This is a genomic window from Streptomyces sp. NPDC096152, assembly GCF_044763235.1.
GTDB lineage: Bacteria > Actinomycetota > Actinomycetes > Streptomycetales > Streptomycetaceae > Streptomyces.
This window is the reverse complement of the sequence record NZ_JBIWFW010000007.1, coordinates 112,658-130,082: the sequence shown is the minus strand read 5'-3', so window position 1 is coordinate 130,082 and position 17,425 is coordinate 112,658. Positions and strand designations below refer to the sequence as shown.

Below are 17,425 nucleotides of genomic sequence, written 5' to 3'. Positions count from 1 at the left end.
GTGGGGCCGAGGGGGCGACCGCCCGGGGACCGTCCGCATCCGCCCTCCGGGAGACCGCCCGCGACGTGCCGCCCTGCCGTTCTGCCGTCCTGCGCCCCGACGGCGTCGCACCACCCGCACCGAAAGCACTGGAGAGAGCCGCTCCCATGACCTCCACGCCCCACTACCGTGAGCTGCGCGCCGAGTTGGAGGCGCTGACGACCGAGGCGTTCCGTCCCGAGCTGTCAGAGATCGACCGGCTGCCCACGCAGGAGATCGCCCGGCTGATGAACGCCGAGGACGCGACCGTGCCCGCGGCCGTGGCCGAGCGGCTGCCGCAGATCGCCGCCGCCATCGACGCGGTGGCCGAGCGGATGGCGCGGGGCGGCCGGCTGATCTACGCCGGCGCCGGCACCGCGGGCCGCCTCGGCGTCCTGGACGCCTCCGAGTGCCCGCCCACCTTCAACACGGACCCCGCACGGGTCACCGGCCTGATCGCGGGCGGCCCCGAGGCCATGGTGACCTCGGTCGAGGGCGCCGAGGACTCCCGGGTCCTGGCGGTCGAGGCCCTCGACGCGCTCGGCCTCACCCCCGACGACGCGGTGGTCGGCATCTCGGCCTCAGGACGCACCCCGTACGCCATCGGCGCGGTCGAGCACGCCCGGGCGCGGGGCGCGCTGACGATCGGCCTGGCCTGCAACGCGGACAGCGCGCTGGCGACGGCCGCCGAGCACGGCATCGAGATCGTCGTCGGCCCGGAACTGCTCACCGGCTCCACCCGGCTGAAGGCGGGCACCGCCCAGAAACTCGTCCTGAACATGCTCTCGACGATCACGATGATCCGCCTGGGCAAGACCTACGGAAACCTGATGGTCGACGTACGGGCCTCCAACGAGAAGCTGCGGGCCCGCTCCCGCCGCATCGTCGCCCTCGCCACGGGCGCGCCGGACGACGAGATCGAACTCGCCCTGGCCGCCACCGACGGCGAGGTGAAGAACGCGATCCTGACCCTCCTGACCGGAGTCGACGCCCCCACGGCCGCCCGCCTCCTGCGCGACTCCGACGGCCACCTGCGCGCGGCCCTGGAGGCGACACGGGGCTGAGGGGCCCCGGACAGGGGCGAGGCCCGGAGCGGGGGGACCACGCCCAAGGCAAGGGGCCCACGCCCGGGGCAACGGACCGACGCCCCGGGTCAGCTGCCGCGAAGCCACCTCTGTGGCCCACCGGCACCCGGATTGCGCACACTGGCTCCATGAACCACGCCCAGCTCACCGCCCTCGGCCGTGCTCTCCGTCTGCTCGGGGAGCACGGGGAGGCGCTCGGTGCCGACACGGCCGATGCCAAGCTGCACGAGATCAGGGCGGACGTGCGGCGCGCGCTCGATCTGCTGGAGGAGAGCGTCAGCGGCGCCGCCCCCACGACCCGGTGTCCCGAGCACCCGAACGGTCCGGTGGACGAGGGCGCCCCGGATCTGTGCCTGCTCTGCGAGACCCGGCGGCGGGCCGCCCGCCGGTCGCAGGTGGACGGGGCCTATCCGGCGTACGAGCGTCCCGCCGCCGAGCCCGTGGAGCGCACCCCCTCCCGCTACGGCGTCCGCGGCGACCGTCCGCAGCCCCAGCAGCGGTGGCTGCCGGAGCTGTGGAACGGGCGGGAGTGGCAGTTGTGCGGGACGCCGCGCCGGGACCGGCGGGAGGCCGAGGCGTTCGTCAACGCCCAGCGCCGCGCCCCGCGCGCCGCCATGGCCTACCGGCTCGTGCACGAGTTCACCGACTACGAGGTGGTGCGGATGTGGGGCACCCCGGTACGGGTGGACATCGAGCCGATGGGGAATGCGTAGGACCTGTCCGGGCGCCGCGCGTCAGCTCAGCGTCTTCAGCGCCGCGGCGTCGTAGGGCTTCAGCTCGTCGAGGCGGCCGGCGAGGACCTTCGCCGCCCACTCGGGGTCCTGGAGCAGCGCGCGGCCCACGGCCACCAGGTCGAACTCGTCGTTCTCCATACGGTCCAGCAGGTTGTCCAGGCTGCCCACGGCCGCGCCCTCGCCCTGGAACGCCTTGATGAAGTCGCCGTCGAGGCCGACCGAGCCGACGGAGACGACCTGCTTGCCCGTCAGCTTCTTCGTCCAGCCCGCCAGGTTGAGGTCCGAGCCCTCGAACTCCGGGAGCCAGTAACGGCGGGTGGAGGCGTGGAAGACGTCCACGCCGGCCGCGGCGAGCGGGGTGAGGATCGCCTCCAGCTCCTCCGGGGTCTCGGCCAGGCGCGCGTCGTACGCCTCCTGCTTCCACTGCGAGTAGCGGAAGAGGACGGGGAACTCGGGCGACACACGCTCGCGCACCGCCGCGACGATCTCCGCGGCGAACTGCGTACGGGCCACGGGGTCGCCGCCGTAGGCGTCGGTGCGGCGGTTGGTGCCCGCCCACAGGAACTGGTCGAGCAGATAGCCGTGGGCGCCGTGCAGCTCCACGCCGTCGAAGCCGATGCGCTCGGCGTCGGCCGCGGCCTGGGCGAAGGCGCCGATGACGGCGTCGATGTCGGCCTGGGTCATGGGCGTGGCGTCCTCGGTGCCGTTCACGCGCAGCCCGGAGGGGCCGTGGGAGGGGGCGTCCGGGTGGGGGTTCTGGCCCTGCTTGCGGACCGTGCCGATGTGCCACAGCTGCGGCACGATGGTGCCGCCCGCCTGGTGCACCGCCTCGGCGACCTTCGCCCACCCGGCCAGCTGCTCCTCGCCGTGGAACCGGGGCACGCGGCCGCTGCCGCCGGCCGAGTCGTGCCCCACGTACGTGCCCTCGGTGACGATCAGGCCGACGCCCGCGGCGGCGCGGCGGGCGTAGTACGACAGCACGTCCTCGCCGGGGACGCCGCCGGGCGAGAACATCCGGGTCATCGGCGCCATGACGATCCGGTTGGGGACGGTCAGGCCGTTCAGCGTGACGGGGCGGGAGAGGATCCTGGCCGCGCGGGAGGCGGACTCGGAGGCGGTGACGGTCATGCGGGGGGTCTCCTCTTGCAGAGCAGTCGGGTACCAGACGGTATGTGCACGCGCATGAAGTGCACGCACCAACGTCAACCCCGCCGCCCCGGCACGGCATTCCGGCCCGGCACACCTGTGACCCGGAACACGCCCGAGGGCGGCGCCCCCTGTCGGAACAGGGGACGCCGCCCTCGGTACGTGAAGGACGGTACCGATCCTCGGAAGGATCAGAAGTCCATGTCACCGCCCGGCATGCCGCCGCCGGCCGGCGCGGCGGCCTTCTCCGGCTTGTCGGCGATGACGGCCTCGGTGGTGAGGAACAGCGCGGCGATGGAGGCGGCGTTCTGCAGCGCGGAACGGGTCACCTTCGCCGGGTCGATGATGCCCTCGGCGATCATGTCGACGTACTCGCCGGTCGCGGCGTTCAGGCCGTGGCCGACGGTCAGGTTGCGGACCTTCTCCACGACGACGCCGCCCTCGAGACCACCGTTGACGGCGATCTGCTTCAGCGGGGCCTCCAGGGCGAGCTTCACGGCGTTGGCGCCGGTCGCCTCGTCACCCTGGAGCTCCAGCTTCTCGAAGACCTGGGAGGCCTGCAGCAGGGCCACGCCACCACCGGCGACGATGCCCTCCTCGACGGCCGCCTTCGCGTTGCGGACGGCGTCCTCGATGCGGTGCTTGCGCTCCTTGAGCTCGACCTCGGTGGCGGCACCGGCCTTGATGACCGCGACGCCGCCGGCCAGCTTCGCCAGGCGCTCCTGCAGCTTCTCGCGGTCGTAGTCGGAGTCGCTGTTCTCGATCTCGGCGCGGATCTGGTTCACGCGGCCCTGCACCTGCTCCGGGGAGCCGGCGCCGTCGACGATCGTGGTCTCGTCCTTGGTGATGACGACCTTGCGAGCGCGGCCCAGGAGGTCCAGGGACGCGTTCTCCAGCTTGAGGCCGACCTCCTCGGAGATGACCTCGCCGCCCGTGAGGATGGCGATGTCGCCGAGCATGGCCTTGCGGCGGTCACCGAAGCCCGGGGCCTTGACGGCGACGGACTTGAAGGTGCCGCGGATCTTGTTGACGACCAGGGTCGACAGGGCCTCGCCCTCGACGTCCTCGGCGATGATCAGCAGCGGCTTGCCCGACTGCATGACCTTCTCGAGGAGCGGGAGCAGGTCCTTGACCGAGGAGATCTTGGAGTTGGCGATGAGGATGTAGGGGTCCTCGAGCGCCGCCTCCATACGCTCCATGTCGGTGGCGAAGTAGGCGGAGATGTAGCCCTTGTCGAAGCGCATGCCCTCGGTGAGCTCGAGCTCCAGACCGAAGGTCTGCGACTCCTCGACGGTGATGACGCCTTCCTTGCCGACCTTGTCCATGGCCTCGGCGATGAGCTCGCCGATCTGGGTGTCGGCGGCGGAGATGGAGGCGGTGGAGGCGATCTGCTCCTTGGTCTCGACCTCCTTGGCCTGGTCGAGCAGGGCGGCGGAGACGGCCTCGACGGCCTTCTCGATACCGCGCTTCAGCGCCATCGGGTTGGCGCCGGCGGCGACGTTGCGCAGGCCTTCCTTGACCAGGGCCTGGGCGAGAACGGTCGCGGTGGTCGTACCGTCACCGGCGACGTCGTCCGTCTTCTTGGCGACTTCCTTGACCAGCTCGGCGCCGATCTTCTCGTACGGGTCCTCGAGCTCGATCTCCTTGGCGATGGAGACACCGTCGTTGGTGATCGTGGGGGCACCCCACTTCTTCTCGAGGACGACGTTGCGGCCCTTGGGGCCGAGGGTCACCTTGACGGCGTCCGCGAGCTGGTTCATGCCGCGCTCGAGGCCTCGCCGCGCCTCCTCGTCGAACGCGATGATCTTGGCCATGTGAAGTGGTCCCTCCAGGACTGGGGGTGATTCCTTCGGACCGCGCCCGCGCCCGCGACGGACGGCTCGCCGGCCTTGTGGTTCCTTGCCCCACCCGGCCTGCGGGCCTCACCGACCCGGTCCTTCGCTGTCACTCTCACCTTCAGAGTGCTAACGCCAATGATTAGCACTCGGCACCCGAGAGTGCAAGCGCCCGCGAAGCGGGCTCGTTGAGGGGTGACGGCCGGGCGACGGGTGTGCGCAAGCGACTCAGGCGGGGCGGAGGGCGACTCGGCCGCGCGCGAACAGGCGCGAGCCGCCCGCCCCGAGGCGGAGGGCGGGCACGCCGAAGGGCCCGCACCCCACGAGGTGTGCACCTCGGGGCGCGGGCCCTTCGATCAGAAGAATGTCGCTTGCGGTGGTCGCGCGATTCAGGCCGTGACGCGGACCATGTCGGCCTGCGGACCCTTCTGGCCCTGCGAGATCTCGAACTCGACCCGCTGGCCCTCTTCCAGCGTGCGGTAGCCGTCCATCTGGATCGCGCTGTAGTGGACGAAGACGTCCGCACCACCGTCGACCGCGATGAAGCCGTACCCCTTCTCCGCGTTGAACCACTTGACGGTGCCCTGAGCCATGCCTAACTCCCCTATTACTGGCCCTTGCACAGATCCACACTTCGCGGATCCGGGTCAGACCTCCGCCCCCATGGATTGGGGGCGTGCGCCGGAACGCGTCGACCGCGGCTGAATGTATCTGTCCAACTGCCGTCTGCAACAGGTCAGTCGGACGAGAAATCTGGGCACGACCGATCCGGAATCTCCCGAGAATTCGCCTGAATTCAGGTCAAGTCGGGCCGGGCAAAGGGAGCGTATGACGCAAAAGACCCGCACAGTTTGGCTACTTCTTGTCGCCCGTGCGGCGGGTTTCCAGGGCCACCGATCTTCGGATCAGCGACGCGTTCCCCAACTGTACCGCGCTCAATCACGCTGAATTGCCCCCTCCGCTTCTCTTACGGAGGGGGCAATTCCATGAACTCTCGGTGACGACGGTTACCGAAGGTAATGATCAGCCGCCGGCGACCGCCGGAATGATGGACACGCCCGCGCCCTCGGGGGTGGCCGTCTCCAGGCCCTGCTCGAACCGGACGTCGTCGTCGTTGACGTAGACGTTGACGAAGCGGCGCAGCCTGCCCTGGTCGTCCAGGACGCGCGTGGCGATGCCGGTGTGGTTCTTCTCCAGGTCGGCGATGACCTCGCCGAGGGTCGCGCCGTCGGCGCTCACCTCGGCCCGGCCGCCGGTGTAGGTGCGCAGGATGGTGGGGATGCGAACGGTCACGCTCATGCGAGGCCAGCCTCTCGGAAGGAGTCCAGGTTCGGGCGGATGGTCGCGGTGAGGCCGGTGCCCGCCACCGCGTCCAGGGTCTTCAGGCCGTCACCGGTGTTCAGGACGACGGTGGTCTTCGCCGGGTCCAGCACACCGTTCTCGATCAGCTTGCGCGTGACGCCCACCGTCACACCGCCCGCCGTCTCCGCGAAGATGCCCTCGGTCCGGGCGAGCAGCTTGATGGCGTCCACCACCTGCTCGTCGGTCACGTCCTCCACGGCACCGCCGGTGCGGCGCGCGATGTCCAGGACGTACGGGCCGTCCGCCGGGTTGCCGATGGCGAGGGACTTGGCGATGGTGTCCGGCTTCTGCGGGCGGACCACGTCGTGGCCCGCCTTGTAGGCGGTCGACACCGGGGAGCAGCCCTGGGCCTGGGCGCCGAAGATCTTGTACGGCCGGTCCTCGACCAGACCGAGCCTGATCAGCTCCTGAAGGCCCTTGTCGATCTTCGTGAGCTGCGAGCCGGAGGCGATCGGGACCACGATCTGGTCCGGCAGCCGCCAGCCGAGCTGCTCGCAGATCTCGTACGCCAGCGTCTTGGAGCCCTCGGCGTAGTACGGCCGCAGGTTGACGTTGACGAAGCCCCAGCCCTCGCCGGCCGGGTCGCCGATCAGCTCGGAGCAGAAACGGTTCACGTCGTCGTAGTTGCCCTCGATGCCGACGAGCTCGCCGCCGTAGACCGCGGCCATGACGATCTTGCCCTGCTCCAGGTCGTGCGGGATGAACACGCAGGAGCGGAGGCCGGCCCGGGCGGCCGCGGCGCCGACGGCGCCGGCCAGGTTGCCGGTGGAGGAGCAGGACAGGGTGGTGAAGCCGAAGGCACGGGCGGCCTCCAGGGCCTGGGCGACGACCCGGTCCTTGAAGGAGTGCGTCGGGTTGCCGGAGTCGTCCTTCACGTACAGCCCGCCGGTCACGCCGAGCTCGCGGGCCAGGTTGTCGGCCTGCACCAGCTTGGTCCAGCCCGGGTTCAGGTTCGGCTTGGTCGCCACGTCGGCGGGGACGGGCAGCAGCGGCGCGTAGCGCCAGATGTTCGCGGGGCCCGCCTCGATCCGCTTGCGCAGCTCCTCGGTGTCGTACGCCGAGAAGTCGTAGGCGATCTCCAGCGGGCCGAAACACTCCTCGCAGGCGAAGACCGGGCCGAGCGGCACCCGGTGGCCGCACTCACGGCAGCTCAAGGACGCGGCGGGACCCAGGTCGACGGTGGAGTCGGTGCTGCTTGCAACAGTCTGCACAGCCATGGAGGCGAGGCCCTTTCTCCTCATCTTCCTCACGACGCATCTCGCCGTGAGACGGATTTGGCACCTTCCCTAGCCGGGAGCCTCGCGGTGACGATCGACCGTGCGCGCACAGCGATGGATACGAGAACCGGCTGGAGGGTTGCCGGGGCTTCATCGGGCCGTGTCCCTCTGCCCCTCTGGATGAGCGGTATGCGGTTGTTGAGCGGCGGCGACCCCCGACATGCGATGGTCATCCGCGTTGTTCAAGACTGTAACCGAAGGCCAGGACAGTTGAGATAGTCGTCCGAACCGCGAGACGGAGCACAGGACCCGTGTGATCCGTTCCGTGATCCGAATCAGTGAGGAGCCGCCGACCGTGCTGGAAGAAGTCGAGGGCTGGCTGAGGACACGCTCCTGGTCCGTGACCGATCGCCCGCTGCACCGGATCCTGGCCGCCAAGCGCGCGAGCGGCTCGTCGGTCAGCGTCGTGCTGCCCGCGCTGAACGAGGAGGAGACGGTCGGCGAGATCGTCGCCGTGATCCGTCACGACCTGATGCGGCAGGCCCCGCTCGTCGACGAGATCGTCGTCGTCGACTCGGGCTCCACCGACCGCACCTCCGAGGTGGCCGCCGCCGCGGGCGCCCGGGTCGTCCACCGGGACGACATCCTGCCGCGCATCCCGGCCGTCCCGGGCAAGGGCGAGGTGCTGTGGCGCTCGCTGCTCGCCACCGAGGGGGACATCGTCTGCTTCGTCGACGCCGACCTGAGGGAGTTCTCCTCCGACTTCGTCACCGGGATCGTCGGCCCGCTGCTCACCGACCCGGACGTCGACCTGGTGAAGGCGATGTACGACCGTCCGCTCGGCGGCGCCGCCGGGCAGGGCGGCCGGGTCACCGAGCTGATGGCGCGCCCGCTGCTCAACATGCACTGGCCGCAGCTGGCCGGCTTCGTGCAGCCGCTCGGCGGCGAGTACGCGGCCCGCCGCTCGCTGCTCGAACAGCTGCCCTTCCCGGTCGGCTACGGGGTCGAGCTGGGGATGCTGGTCGACGCGCTGCACCTGGTCGGCCTGGACGCGCTCGCCCAGGTGGACGTCGGCGTGCGCAAGCACCGGCACCAGGACGGGCAGGCACTCGGCCGGATGGCCGCCGCGATCTACCGCACCGCCCAGCTCCGGCTGGCCCGCGGCCATCTGATCCGGCCCGCCCTCACCCAGTTCGAGCGGGGCGAGGAGGGCTTCGAGCCGCGGACGTACTCGGTGGACACCGAGGAGCGGCCGCCGATGGTCGAGATCGCGGAGTACGCCGCCCGGAAGGTGGCGTGAAACATCGGCCCGGCCGTATACGGCCACCCACCAAGCGGAACCGTACGTTTGAGCGTTTGAGGGCCGGGCTAGGTTGAGGCGTATGGCTTCTACGCACGGTGCCGAGGTGCTGGTCGCGTCCAATCGCGGCCCGGTTTCGTACGAGCTGCGCGAGGACGGTTCGCTGCAGGCCCGACGCGGAGGCGGAGGGCTGGTGTCCGGGTTGTCGGCGATCGGGCCGGAGGCGGGCGCGGTGTGGGTGTGCGCCGCGCTCGGCGACGCCGACCGGGAGGCGGCCCGCCGCTTCGAGGGAGGCCGCCGATTGCCGTCCGACGCGACCGGCGGGCAGCAGGTCCGGATGCTCGACATCGACGCGGCGGTCTTCGCGGACGCCTACAACGGCATCGCCAACTCGGTGCTGTGGTTCGTCCACCACATGCTCTACCAGACGCCGCTGGAGCCGGTCTTCGACGCGGAGTTCCGCCGGCGGTGGGCGTCCTACGAGGCGTACAACCTGGCCTTCGCCGAGGCGCTGGCGGAGGAGGCCGCCGAGGGGGCGGCCGTGGTGGTGCAGGACTACCACCTGACGCTCGTCCCGGGGATGCTGCGCGACTTCCGGCCGGACGTGCGGATCGGCCATTTCTCGCACACGCCGTGGGCGCCGGTGGACTACTTCCGGATGCTGCCCGACGACATCGCCGAGCAGGTGCTGCGCGGGATGCTGGGCGCGGACCGCCTCGGCTTCCTCACCCGGCGGTGGGCGGACGCGTTCACCGGCTGCTGCGAGGCGCTCGTCGACGGGCTCGGCGGCACCCGGGTCGGGGTGCACGGTCTCGGCGCGGACGCCGAGTTCCTGCGGGAGCGGGCGCACCGCGCCGACGTCGACGAGCGGATGGCGGCACTGCGCGAGGAGATCGGCACGGCTCCCGACGGGACCCCGCGCCGCACCGTCGTGCGCGTGGACCGCACCGAACTGTCGAAGAACATCGTGCGGGGGCTGCTGGCCTACGAGCAGCTGCTGGAGGACCGCCCCGAGTGGCGGGAGCGCGTGACGCACCTCGCCTTCGCCTACCCCTCGCGGCAGGACCTCGCCGTCTACCGGGACTACACCGCCGAGGTCCAGCGGGTGGCCCAGGAGATCAACGACCGGTTCGGCACGCCCGGCTGGACCCCGGTCGTGCTGCACGTCCGGGACGACTTCGCGCGCTCGCTCGCCGCGTACCGGCTCGCCGACGTGGCCCTGGTGAACCCCATCCGGGACGGCATGAACCTGGTCGCCAAGGAGGTGCCCGTGGTCTCGGACGCCGGGTGCGCGCTGGTGCTCTCCCGGGAGGCGGGGGCGTACGCGGAGCTCGGCGAGGACGCGGTCGTCGTCAACCCCTACGACGTGACCGGCACGGCCCAGGCGCTGCACGAGGCCCTGACCATGCCGGCGCACGAGCGGGCGGAGCGCTCCAAGCGGCTGGCTGCGGCGGCCACCGCGCTGCCGCCCGCCCAGTGGTTCCTGGACCAGCTGACCGAGCTGAACGGCCGACCGGACTGAACCCGGGGCGGGGGGTGGGCCGCCCGGGCTGAACGACCGCGGTGGCCGACCGCCGTGCCTGAACGGCCGACCGGGCTGCACGCCCGCTCAGGGCCGAACAGCCACCGCGGCTGAACAGCCGCCCCAGGCCGGACAGCCACCGGGGCTGTACGGCCCGCCCCGGCTGAACGGCCACCGGGGCTGAACGGCCCGCCCGGGCTGGACAGCCACCGGGGCTGTACGGCCGACCCGGTCGGTGGGATGACCGGGCCGGCCCCGCCGGGAGCCGGTCCGGCGCCGGAAACTCAGTCCAGATTCTCCGCCAGCTCCCGCAGCAGGGCCACCACCCCGGCCGGCCCGTCCACGACCAGGTCGGCCCGCTCCGCCAGTTCCGTCACCTCGCTGCTGCCGCTGCACACCAGCAGGCCCGGCACGCCGTCGGAGCGGAGCTTGTCGACCGTGGCGAAGGCCGACAGATCGCCCAGGTCGTCACCGGCGTAGAGGACCGAGGTGGCGGCGACGTCACGGGCGTAGTCGAGGAGGGCGACGCCTTTGTCCATGCCCGGCGGGCGCAGCTCCAGGACCATGCGGCCGGGCTCGACGATCAGGCCGTGCCGGGCGGCGAGGTCGGTGAGCGGTTCGCGGAGCAGCTCGAAGGCGGCCTGCGGGTCGTCGGCGCGGCGGGTGTGCACGGCGACGGACCGGCCCTTCTCCTCGACCCAGGTGCCGTGCCCGGCGCCGACGCGGTCGAGGAGCCCCGGCAGCTCGGCGCGGACGGCGGCGACGCCGGGGTGCGGGGGCGGGGCGGTGACGGTGCCGGTGGCCGCCTCCCAGCGCTCGGCGCCGTAGTGGCCGAGGACGACGAGGTGCTCCAGGCCGGGGACGCCCGCGAAGCCGCCGTGCCGCACGGCGACGTCGGCCGGACGGCCGGTGACCACCGCCACGGCGGCCACCTTCGGGGCGAGCGCGGCGATCGCGGGCACCGCCTCCGGGTGCGCCCGGGCCTGGTCCGGGTCCGGCACGATCGGCGCGAGCGTGCCGTCGAAGTCGAGTGCGATCACCGCGCTCCGGGGCCGCGCGAGGATCGCGGCGAGCCCGTCCCGCCCGGCCTGCGTGGCGGGCGTCGGCAGGGAGGGGGTGGGGTTGGGGGTGGTCGAGTCTGCTGCGTGACTGTCCTGGCTGCCCATACGGCGAACCTATCCACGCGCGGCCGGACGCACTCCTCGACGCCCCGTTCCCGGCCGGTCCGGCCCCGCTCTCAGCGCTCGCCGCGGCGGGCCTCCCGCACCCGGCGCAGGCGGTTCACCGTGACCGGGTCGTGGGCCAGCGCGCGGGTGTCGTCGAGGAGGGCGTTGAGGAGCTGGTAGTAGCGGACGGGGGACAGGCCCAGCTCCTCGCGGATGGCCCGCTCCTTGGCGCCGGGGCCGGGGAACCCGCGCCGCTCCAGGGCGAGGATGTCCCGCTCCCGCCGGCCGAGCACGTCCTGGTCGTCGTCCATACCGGCACGGTAACCGCCGCCACCGACAATGCGACTCGCGCGCCCGCTCGACCGCCACGGCCTCGGGAACACGGAAGCCCGCCCGATGCCCGTGCCGCGTAACGGCACAGCACCAGGCGAGCAGGCCGGAATCTCCCTCCTTCTTCAGGAGGGAGAGCAAGTCAACGCTCCGCACTCTCCGCCGAGGACGCCCGCGCCTGCAGCCCGCCGAGCACCCCCGCGGGGCTCCCGCCGGGGGTGACCGCCTCGCCGATGCGGCGCTTGACGTCCGCGCTGACCTGGGCCCAGGAGGTGTTCCCGACCGGGTAGAGCTGCGCGAGCGGAAGCTCCTCCAGGAACGGCCGGAGCTTGGCGTCCTCCTCGGACGCGGCCATCGCCTCCGAGGCGGAGGTGGTGACCGGCAGCAGGTCGTAGCGGCGGGAGAAGTCGAGGACGTTCCCGCGGCTGTAGACGAAGTCGAGGAAGTCACCGATCTCGTCGCGGTGGCCGTTCTTCTTGAAGGCCATCATCCAGTCGGCGACGCCCATGGTGGCCTTGGCCGCGCCTTCGCGCCCCGGCATCGGCACCATGCCGAACTTCACGCCCTTCCTCGCGGCCTGCTGCATCAGCGTGGGGTGGCCGTCGAGCATCCCGACCCGGCCGTCGGCGAAGGCGGCGAACGCGTCCGCGCGGTTGAGCCTGCCCGGGGCGACCGGCCCGGTCAGGTCCTTGCCGACGAGTTCGTCCTTGAGCCAGTCGAAGGTCTGGACGTTCTGCGCCGAGTCGATGGTGTAGGTGCCGATGTCGTCGGTGTAGCCGGTGCTGCCGCCGCTGAGCATCCACTGCATGGTCTCGGCCTGCGCCTCCTCCGGGCCGAGCGGCAGCGCGTAGGGGTACTTCACGCCCTCGGCCTTCAGCGCCCGGGCGTCGGCCGCGAGCTCGTCCCACGTCCGCGGCGGGGTGAGCCCGGCCTTGGCGAAGAGGGTCTTGTTGTAGAAGAGGACGCGGGTGGAGGCCGCGAACGGGATGCCGTACTGCACGTGCCGCAGTTCCCCGGCGTCGGAGAGCTGGCCGATGAGGTCGGCCTGGACGGGGATGGAGAGCACGTCGTCGGCCTTGTAGAGCAGGTTGTCGGCCGCGTAGTCGGCGTACGCGCCGATCTGTGCCAGGTCGGGGGCGTGGCCCGCGGCGACCATCTCCTTGACCTTGCGGTCGACGTCGTTCCAGGAGTAGACGCTGACCTCGACCTTCACGTCCGGGTGCCGCGCCTCGTAGTCCTTGACCAGCCGGTCCCAGTACTTCTGCGAGCCGTTGGCCGCGGAGTCGCCGTAGTCGGCGGCGACGAGCCTGAGGGTGACGTCGGAGGAGCCGGTGCTCCCGCAGCCGCCGAGGACCGCCGTCATGCCCAGTGCGGACACCACCGCGATCATTCCTGTCCTACGCCGCTGCACTGCCTGTTCCGCCCCAACCACTGTCGCCCGCCGAACGCGAACGCACATAAACAGAACCTGTGTGCTCGCAAGGCGAAACCTTTCGAATCGTCAGCCATAAGGTCTACACCACGCGAGTGGACTAGACCTCTTCCGGGTCAAAGGGTCACACTGTCCCCCGTGAGACACGTCATCGCCCTCGATGTGGGCGGCACCGGCATGAAGGCCGCCCTGGTGGCGGCCGACGGCGGCCTGCTGCACCAGGCGCGCCGGGCGACCGGCCGGGAGCACGGGCCCGACGCCGTGGTCGAGCAGATCCTGGGCTTCGCCGCCGAGCTGCGCGCGCTGGGCGCGGAGCGCTTCGGCGAGCCCGCCCGCGCCGCCGGCGTCGCCGTCCCCGGCATCGTCGACGCGGAGCACGGCATCGCCGTCTACGCGGCCAACCTGGGCTGGCGCGACGTCCCGCTGCGCGCGCTGCTCGGCGAGCGGCTGGCCGGCGTCCCCGTCGCCCTCGGCCACGACGTGCGCACCGGCGGGCTCGCCGAGGGCCGGATCGGCGCGGGCCGGGGCACCGACCGGTTCCTCTTCGTCCCGCTGGGCACCGGGATCGCCGGGGCCATCGGCATCGAGGGCCGGGTGGAGGCGGGCGCCCACGGCTTCGCGGGCGAGATCGGGCACATCGTCGTACGGCCCGGGGGCACCCCCTGTCCGTGCGGGCAGCGCGGCTGTCTGGAGCGGTTCGCCTCCGCGGCCGCGGTCGGCCAGGCCTGGGCCGCGGCCTGCGGGGACCCCGGCGCGGACGCGGCGGACTGCGCGAAGGCCGTCGAGTCCGGGGACCCGCGGGCGCGGGCGGTCTGGCAGGAGGCCGTGGACGCGCTGGCCGACGGGCTGGTCACCGCGCTCACCCTGCTGGACCCGCGCACACTGATCATCGGCGGCGGGCTCGCCGAGGCCGGGGAGACCCTGTTCGCGCCCCTGCGGGAGGCGGTCCGGCGGCGCGTCACCTTCCAGAAGCTGCCCGTCGTCGTTCCCGCGGCCCTCGGGGACACCGCCGGCTGCCTGGGCGCGGGCCTCCTCGCCTGGGATCTCCTGAACACCCCCACGACTCCTGCGGAGGTAACCGCCTGATGGCCCCTAGCAAGGTTCTCGCCGGCGCCCGGGTGGTCCTGCCCGGCGGAGTCGTGGACGACGGCCGCCTGGTCGTCGAGGGCACCCGGATCGCCGAGGCCGCGCCCGCGGGCGCGCCGGTCCTCGACCTGCGGGGCCACTGGCTGGTCCCCGGCTTCGTCGACCTGCACAACCACGGGGGCGGCGGCGCGTCCTTCACCTCCGGGACCGTGGACGAGGTCCTCCACGGCATCCGCACCCACCGCCGGCACGGCACGACCACGCTGGTCGCCTCCACCGTCACCGGCGAGATGGACTTCCTCGTCCAGCGGGCCGGGCTGCTGTCCGAGCTGGCCGAGCAGGGCGACCTCGCCGGGATCCACTTCGAGGGGCCGTTCATCTCGCCGTGCCGCAAGGGCGCGCACTCCGAGGAGCTGCTGCGCGACCCGGACCCGGCGGAGGTGCGCAAGCTGGTCGACGCCGGGCGCGGCCAGGCCCGGATGATGACCCTGGCCGCCGAACTGCCCGGCGGCCTCGACTCCGTACGGCTGCTCGCCGAGCACGGGGTGATCGCGGCGATCGGGCACACCGACGCGACCTACGAGCAGACGGTGCGCGCGATCGACGCGGGGGCGACCGTGGCCACCCACCTGTTCAACGCCATGCCCGCCCTGGGCCACCGCTCCCCCGGCCCCATCGCCGCCCTGCTGGAGGACGAGCGGGTCACGGTCGAGCTGATCAACGACGGCACCCATCTGCACCCGGCCGCCCTTGAACTGGCGTTCCATCACGCGGGCGCGGAGCGGGTCGCGTTCATCACCGACGCGATGGACGCGGCCGGCTTCGGCGACGGCCGCTATCTGCTCGGCCCGCTGGAGGTCGAGGTCGCCGACGGGGTGGCACGGCTGGTGGAAGGCGGCTCGATCGCGGGTTCGACACTGACTCTGGACCGGGCCTTCAAGCGGGCGGTGACGGTCGACCGGCTGCCGGTGCCGGACGTGGTGGCCGCGCTGTCGGCCAACCCGGCCCGGCTGCTCGGCCTGGCCGACCGGGTGGGCTCGCTGGAGCCCGGCAAGGACGCGGACCTGGTGCTGCTGGACGAGGAGTTCGACCTCAAGGGGGTCATGCGGCGCGGCGAATGGGTGGTCGATCCCCAACTGGGCTGATCCGTCCGGCCGTACGGCGGCGGTGGCCGGTCGGGAGGGCTGGGCCCGCCGCCGTCTGTTTGGCATGATCGAACCTCCGGAACGTCGCACCAGGCGCCTGCACTCGGGGGAGGTCCGCCCACGTGATCCTCACGGTCACGCTGAACACCGCTCTCGACATCACCTATCGGGTGCCGTCGCTGCGGCCGCACACCGCGCACCGGGTGTCCGAGGTGGTGGAGCGGCCCGGCGGCAAGGGACTGAACGTGGCCCGGGTGCTGGCCGCCCTCGGCCACGAGGTGACGGTCACCGGCTTCGCGGGCGGCGGCACCGGGCGTGTCGTGCGCGACCGGCTCGCCGGGGTGCCGGGCGTGGCGGACGCGCTGGTCCCGGTGGCCGGGGCGACCCGGCGGACCGTGGCGGTCGTGGACCAGCGGACCGGCGACACCACCCAGCTCAACGAACCCGGGCCGCTCGTCGCGCCCGCCGAGTGGGCCGCTTTCCAGAACGTGTACGAGGAACTGCTCGGCTCGGTCGCGGCGGTGGCGCTGTGCGGCAGCCTGCCGCCGGGGGTGCCGGTGGGCGCGTACGCCGGGCTGGTGCGTACCGCGCGCGCCGCGGGCGTGCCGGTGCTGCTGGACACCAGCGGGGAGCCGCTGCGCCGGGCGGTGGCCGCGCGCCCCGACATCATCAAGCCGAACGCGGACGAGCTGGCCGAACTCACGGGCGCACACGAGCCGTTGCGCGCCGTCCAGGACGCCCGCCGGCGCGGTGCCCGCGCGGTCGTGGCCTCCCTGGGCGCCGACGGCCTCCTCGCCCACACGCCCGAGGGCCACTGGCGGGCCACTCCCCCGGCCCATGTCCGGGGCAACCCCACGGGCGCCGGCGACTCGGCGGTCGCGGGGCTGCTGTCCGGCCTGGCCGAGCACCTCCCCTGGCCGAGCCGCCTGGCCCGCGCCGCCGCCCTGGCCACGGCCACGGTCCTCGCCCCGGCGGCGGGCGAGTTCGACCGCGCCACCTACGAGGAACTCGTGGGCCGGGTGTCGGTGACGGGCGAGGTCAGCGCGGCCTGAGGGGCAGTCGTTGGATCAGCCCTTGGCCAGCCAGAGCTGGTCCAGGTTGGCGTCGCACTGGTTGCCGTCGTTGCAGGCGATCTCGATGGTGTTGGTGCCCTTGTTCAGGTTGACCAGGGCCCAGGTGGACTGCCAGCCCTTCTCCCAGTCGCCCGCGGGCTGGTGGGAGAAGTTCGCCATGTTCAGCGGCTTCGGGTTGGCCTGGCCGTTGACCACCAGCGTCGCGTTGGCGTCCACACCGGGGATGCCGTAGCCGACGTAGAGCCGGTAGGAACCGGACTTCTGGATCCCGTTGACCGTCCACGAGACCTTGGCGCCGACGTGGTTGAAGCCCGCGACGTAGACCCCGCCGTCCGCCTTCGCGCCCTTGATGTCGGACGCCGTGGTGGTGCCCGTCAGGTTCATCGCCTTGGCGTCGATCTTCGGGAGTTCGCCGTCCTCGGCCACGCTGCTGGTGGCCGAGGGTGCCGTGGTGGGGTGCTGGGAGGCCGTGGGGGCGGTGCTCGCCCCGGCGTCGTCCTTCTTGTCGTCCGAGGAGTCGCCGAGCATCGCGATGCTGATGCCGATCACCACCGCGGCGACCACCGCGACGGCGCCGATCAGCAGGCCCTTGGTGTTCGGGCCCCGGCCGCGGCCGCCGCCGCCCTGCCGGCCGGTCGTGGGGGCGCCGCCCGGAAGGGTCTCCGGCGCCGCGTAGTGGGCGTTCGGCTGGGCGTGGGTGCCCTGCTGCGGCACCTGGCCGTAGGACGCCGTGGGGGCCTGCTGGCCGTACTGCCGCTGGCCGACCGCGCGGACCCGGCTGACCGAGTTCGGGTAGCCGTAGCCGCCGGACGGCGGCTGGGCCCCGTTGGCCTGGCCATCGGCGTACAGGTAGCCGAACGGGTCGTCGTTGTCCTCGGGCGTGCTCGCGCCGTTGTTGCCGGGCGTCATCCCTTGGTACTCCTCAACAGGTGCGGGTCGGATGCGGGACGTGGTGAGAGTGGCGAGCCTACCCG

Annotated in this window: 16 protein-coding genes and 1 riboswitch; of the genes, 7 read left to right on the top strand and 9 right to left on the bottom strand. The window is 72.4% G+C overall.

The annotated features are described in order from the left end of the window. Positions 1–146 precede the first annotated feature (146 nt). Positions 147–1,082, top strand: coding sequence for an N-acetylmuramic acid 6-phosphate etherase (murQ, locus tag ACIQ9G_RS23930; protein ID WP_403612941.1), 936 nt, complete (start codon positions 147–149; stop codon positions 1,080–1,082). Between the two features lie 149 nt (positions 1,083–1,231). Then, the gene (locus ACIQ9G_RS23925; RefSeq protein ID WP_403612939.1) at positions 1,232–1,816 is read left to right on the top strand and encodes a hypothetical protein; all 585 of its coding nucleotides are present in this window, start codon (positions 1,232–1,234) and stop codon (positions 1,814–1,816) included. Positions 1,817–1,837: 21 nt separating this feature from the next. Here the strand turns inward: ACIQ9G_RS23925 and ACIQ9G_RS23920 are convergent, their stop codons facing one another. The 5 genes from ACIQ9G_RS23920 to thrC all read right to left on the bottom strand — a co-directional run bounded on the left by ACIQ9G_RS23920 (position 1,838) and on the right by thrC (position 7,397). Continuing rightward, complete coding sequence (locus ACIQ9G_RS23920; protein WP_403612937.1) at positions 1,838–2,965, bottom strand: NADH:flavin oxidoreductase; 1,128 nt, start codon at positions 2,963–2,965, stop codon at positions 1,838–1,840. A gap of 209 nt (positions 2,966–3,174) precedes the next feature. Further along, positions 3,175–4,797 carry a chaperonin GroEL gene (gene groL / locus ACIQ9G_RS23915; RefSeq protein ID WP_356186216.1) on the bottom strand — a complete coding sequence of 541 codons (1,623 nt, stop codon included), beginning with the start codon at positions 4,795–4,797 and terminating at the stop codon, positions 3,175–3,177. Positions 4,798–5,207: 410 nt separating this feature from the next. Further along, positions 5,208–5,411 (bottom strand): cold-shock protein, encoded by a 204-nt coding sequence (locus ACIQ9G_RS23910; RefSeq protein ID WP_004986573.1) that lies wholly within the window; start codon positions 5,409–5,411, stop codon positions 5,208–5,210. A gap of 430 nt (positions 5,412–5,841) precedes the next feature. Further along, positions 5,842–6,117: a MoaD/ThiS family protein gene (locus ACIQ9G_RS23905; RefSeq protein WP_403612935.1), complete on the bottom strand. Its 276-nt coding sequence runs from the start codon at positions 6,115–6,117 to the stop codon at positions 5,842–5,844. Then, the gene (gene thrC / locus ACIQ9G_RS23900; protein ID WP_403612933.1) at positions 6,114–7,397 is read right to left on the bottom strand and encodes a threonine synthase; all 1,284 of its coding nucleotides are present in this window, start codon (positions 7,395–7,397) and stop codon (positions 6,114–6,116) included. Before thrC ends, ACIQ9G_RS23905 begins: the two co-directional genes overlap by 4 nt. Before the next feature lie 17 nt (positions 7,398–7,414). Further along, positions 7,415–7,584: riboswitch (SAM riboswitch) on the bottom strand. A gap of 168 nt (positions 7,585–7,752) precedes the next feature. On the opposite strand from thrC, the gene ACIQ9G_RS23895 reads away from it, so the two are divergent. Beyond that, positions 7,753–8,697 (top strand): glucosyl-3-phosphoglycerate synthase, encoded by a 945-nt coding sequence (locus tag ACIQ9G_RS23895; RefSeq protein ID WP_403613774.1) that lies wholly within the window; start codon positions 7,753–7,755, stop codon positions 8,695–8,697. Between the two features lie 82 nt (positions 8,698–8,779). Beyond that, on the top strand, positions 8,780–10,219 hold the full coding sequence (locus tag ACIQ9G_RS23890; RefSeq protein ID WP_403612930.1) for a trehalose-6-phosphate synthase: 1,440 nt from the start codon (positions 8,780–8,782) through the stop codon (positions 10,217–10,219). 284 nt (positions 10,220–10,503) lie between these two features. On the opposite strand, the gene otsB is transcribed toward ACIQ9G_RS23890, so the two are convergent. From otsB to ACIQ9G_RS23875, 3 genes are all read right to left on the bottom strand, one after another. Beyond that, positions 10,504–11,385 carry a trehalose-phosphatase gene (gene otsB, locus ACIQ9G_RS23885; protein WP_403612928.1) on the bottom strand — a complete coding sequence of 294 codons (882 nt, stop codon included), beginning with the start codon at positions 11,383–11,385 and terminating at the stop codon, positions 10,504–10,506. 71 nt (positions 11,386–11,456) lie between these two features. Continuing rightward, positions 11,457–11,696: a DUF3263 domain-containing protein gene (locus tag ACIQ9G_RS23880; protein ID WP_356186231.1), complete on the bottom strand. Its 240-nt coding sequence runs from the start codon at positions 11,694–11,696 to the stop codon at positions 11,457–11,459. A gap of 161 nt (positions 11,697–11,857) precedes the next feature. Next, the gene (locus tag ACIQ9G_RS23875; RefSeq protein WP_403612926.1) at positions 11,858–13,105 is read right to left on the bottom strand and encodes an extracellular solute-binding protein; all 1,248 of its coding nucleotides are present in this window, start codon (positions 13,103–13,105) and stop codon (positions 11,858–11,860) included. A 180-nt stretch (positions 13,106–13,285) separates the two neighbouring features. On the opposite strand from ACIQ9G_RS23875, the gene ACIQ9G_RS23870 reads away from it, so the two are divergent. The 3 genes from ACIQ9G_RS23870 (at position 13,286) to ACIQ9G_RS23860 (ending at position 16,430) form a co-directional block, all read left to right on the top strand. Beyond that, positions 13,286–14,233, top strand: coding sequence for an ROK family protein (locus ACIQ9G_RS23870; protein ID WP_403612923.1), 948 nt, complete (start codon positions 13,286–13,288; stop codon positions 14,231–14,233). Continuing rightward, complete coding sequence (gene nagA / locus ACIQ9G_RS23865) at positions 14,233–15,378, top strand: N-acetylglucosamine-6-phosphate deacetylase (protein ID WP_403612920.1); 1,146 nt, start codon at positions 14,233–14,235, stop codon at positions 15,376–15,378. Before ACIQ9G_RS23870 ends, nagA begins: the two co-directional genes overlap by 1 nt. 122 nt (positions 15,379–15,500) lie before the next feature. Further along, on the top strand, positions 15,501–16,430 hold the full coding sequence (locus tag ACIQ9G_RS23860; protein ID WP_403612917.1) for a 1-phosphofructokinase family hexose kinase: 930 nt from the start codon (positions 15,501–15,503) through the stop codon (positions 16,428–16,430). 15 nt (positions 16,431–16,445) lie between these two features. Here the strand turns inward: ACIQ9G_RS23860 and ACIQ9G_RS23855 are convergent, their stop codons facing one another. After that, positions 16,446–17,360, bottom strand: coding sequence for a carbohydrate-binding protein (locus ACIQ9G_RS23855; RefSeq protein WP_403612914.1), 915 nt, complete (start codon positions 17,358–17,360; stop codon positions 16,446–16,448). Between the last annotated feature and the right edge of the window lie 65 nt (positions 17,361–17,425).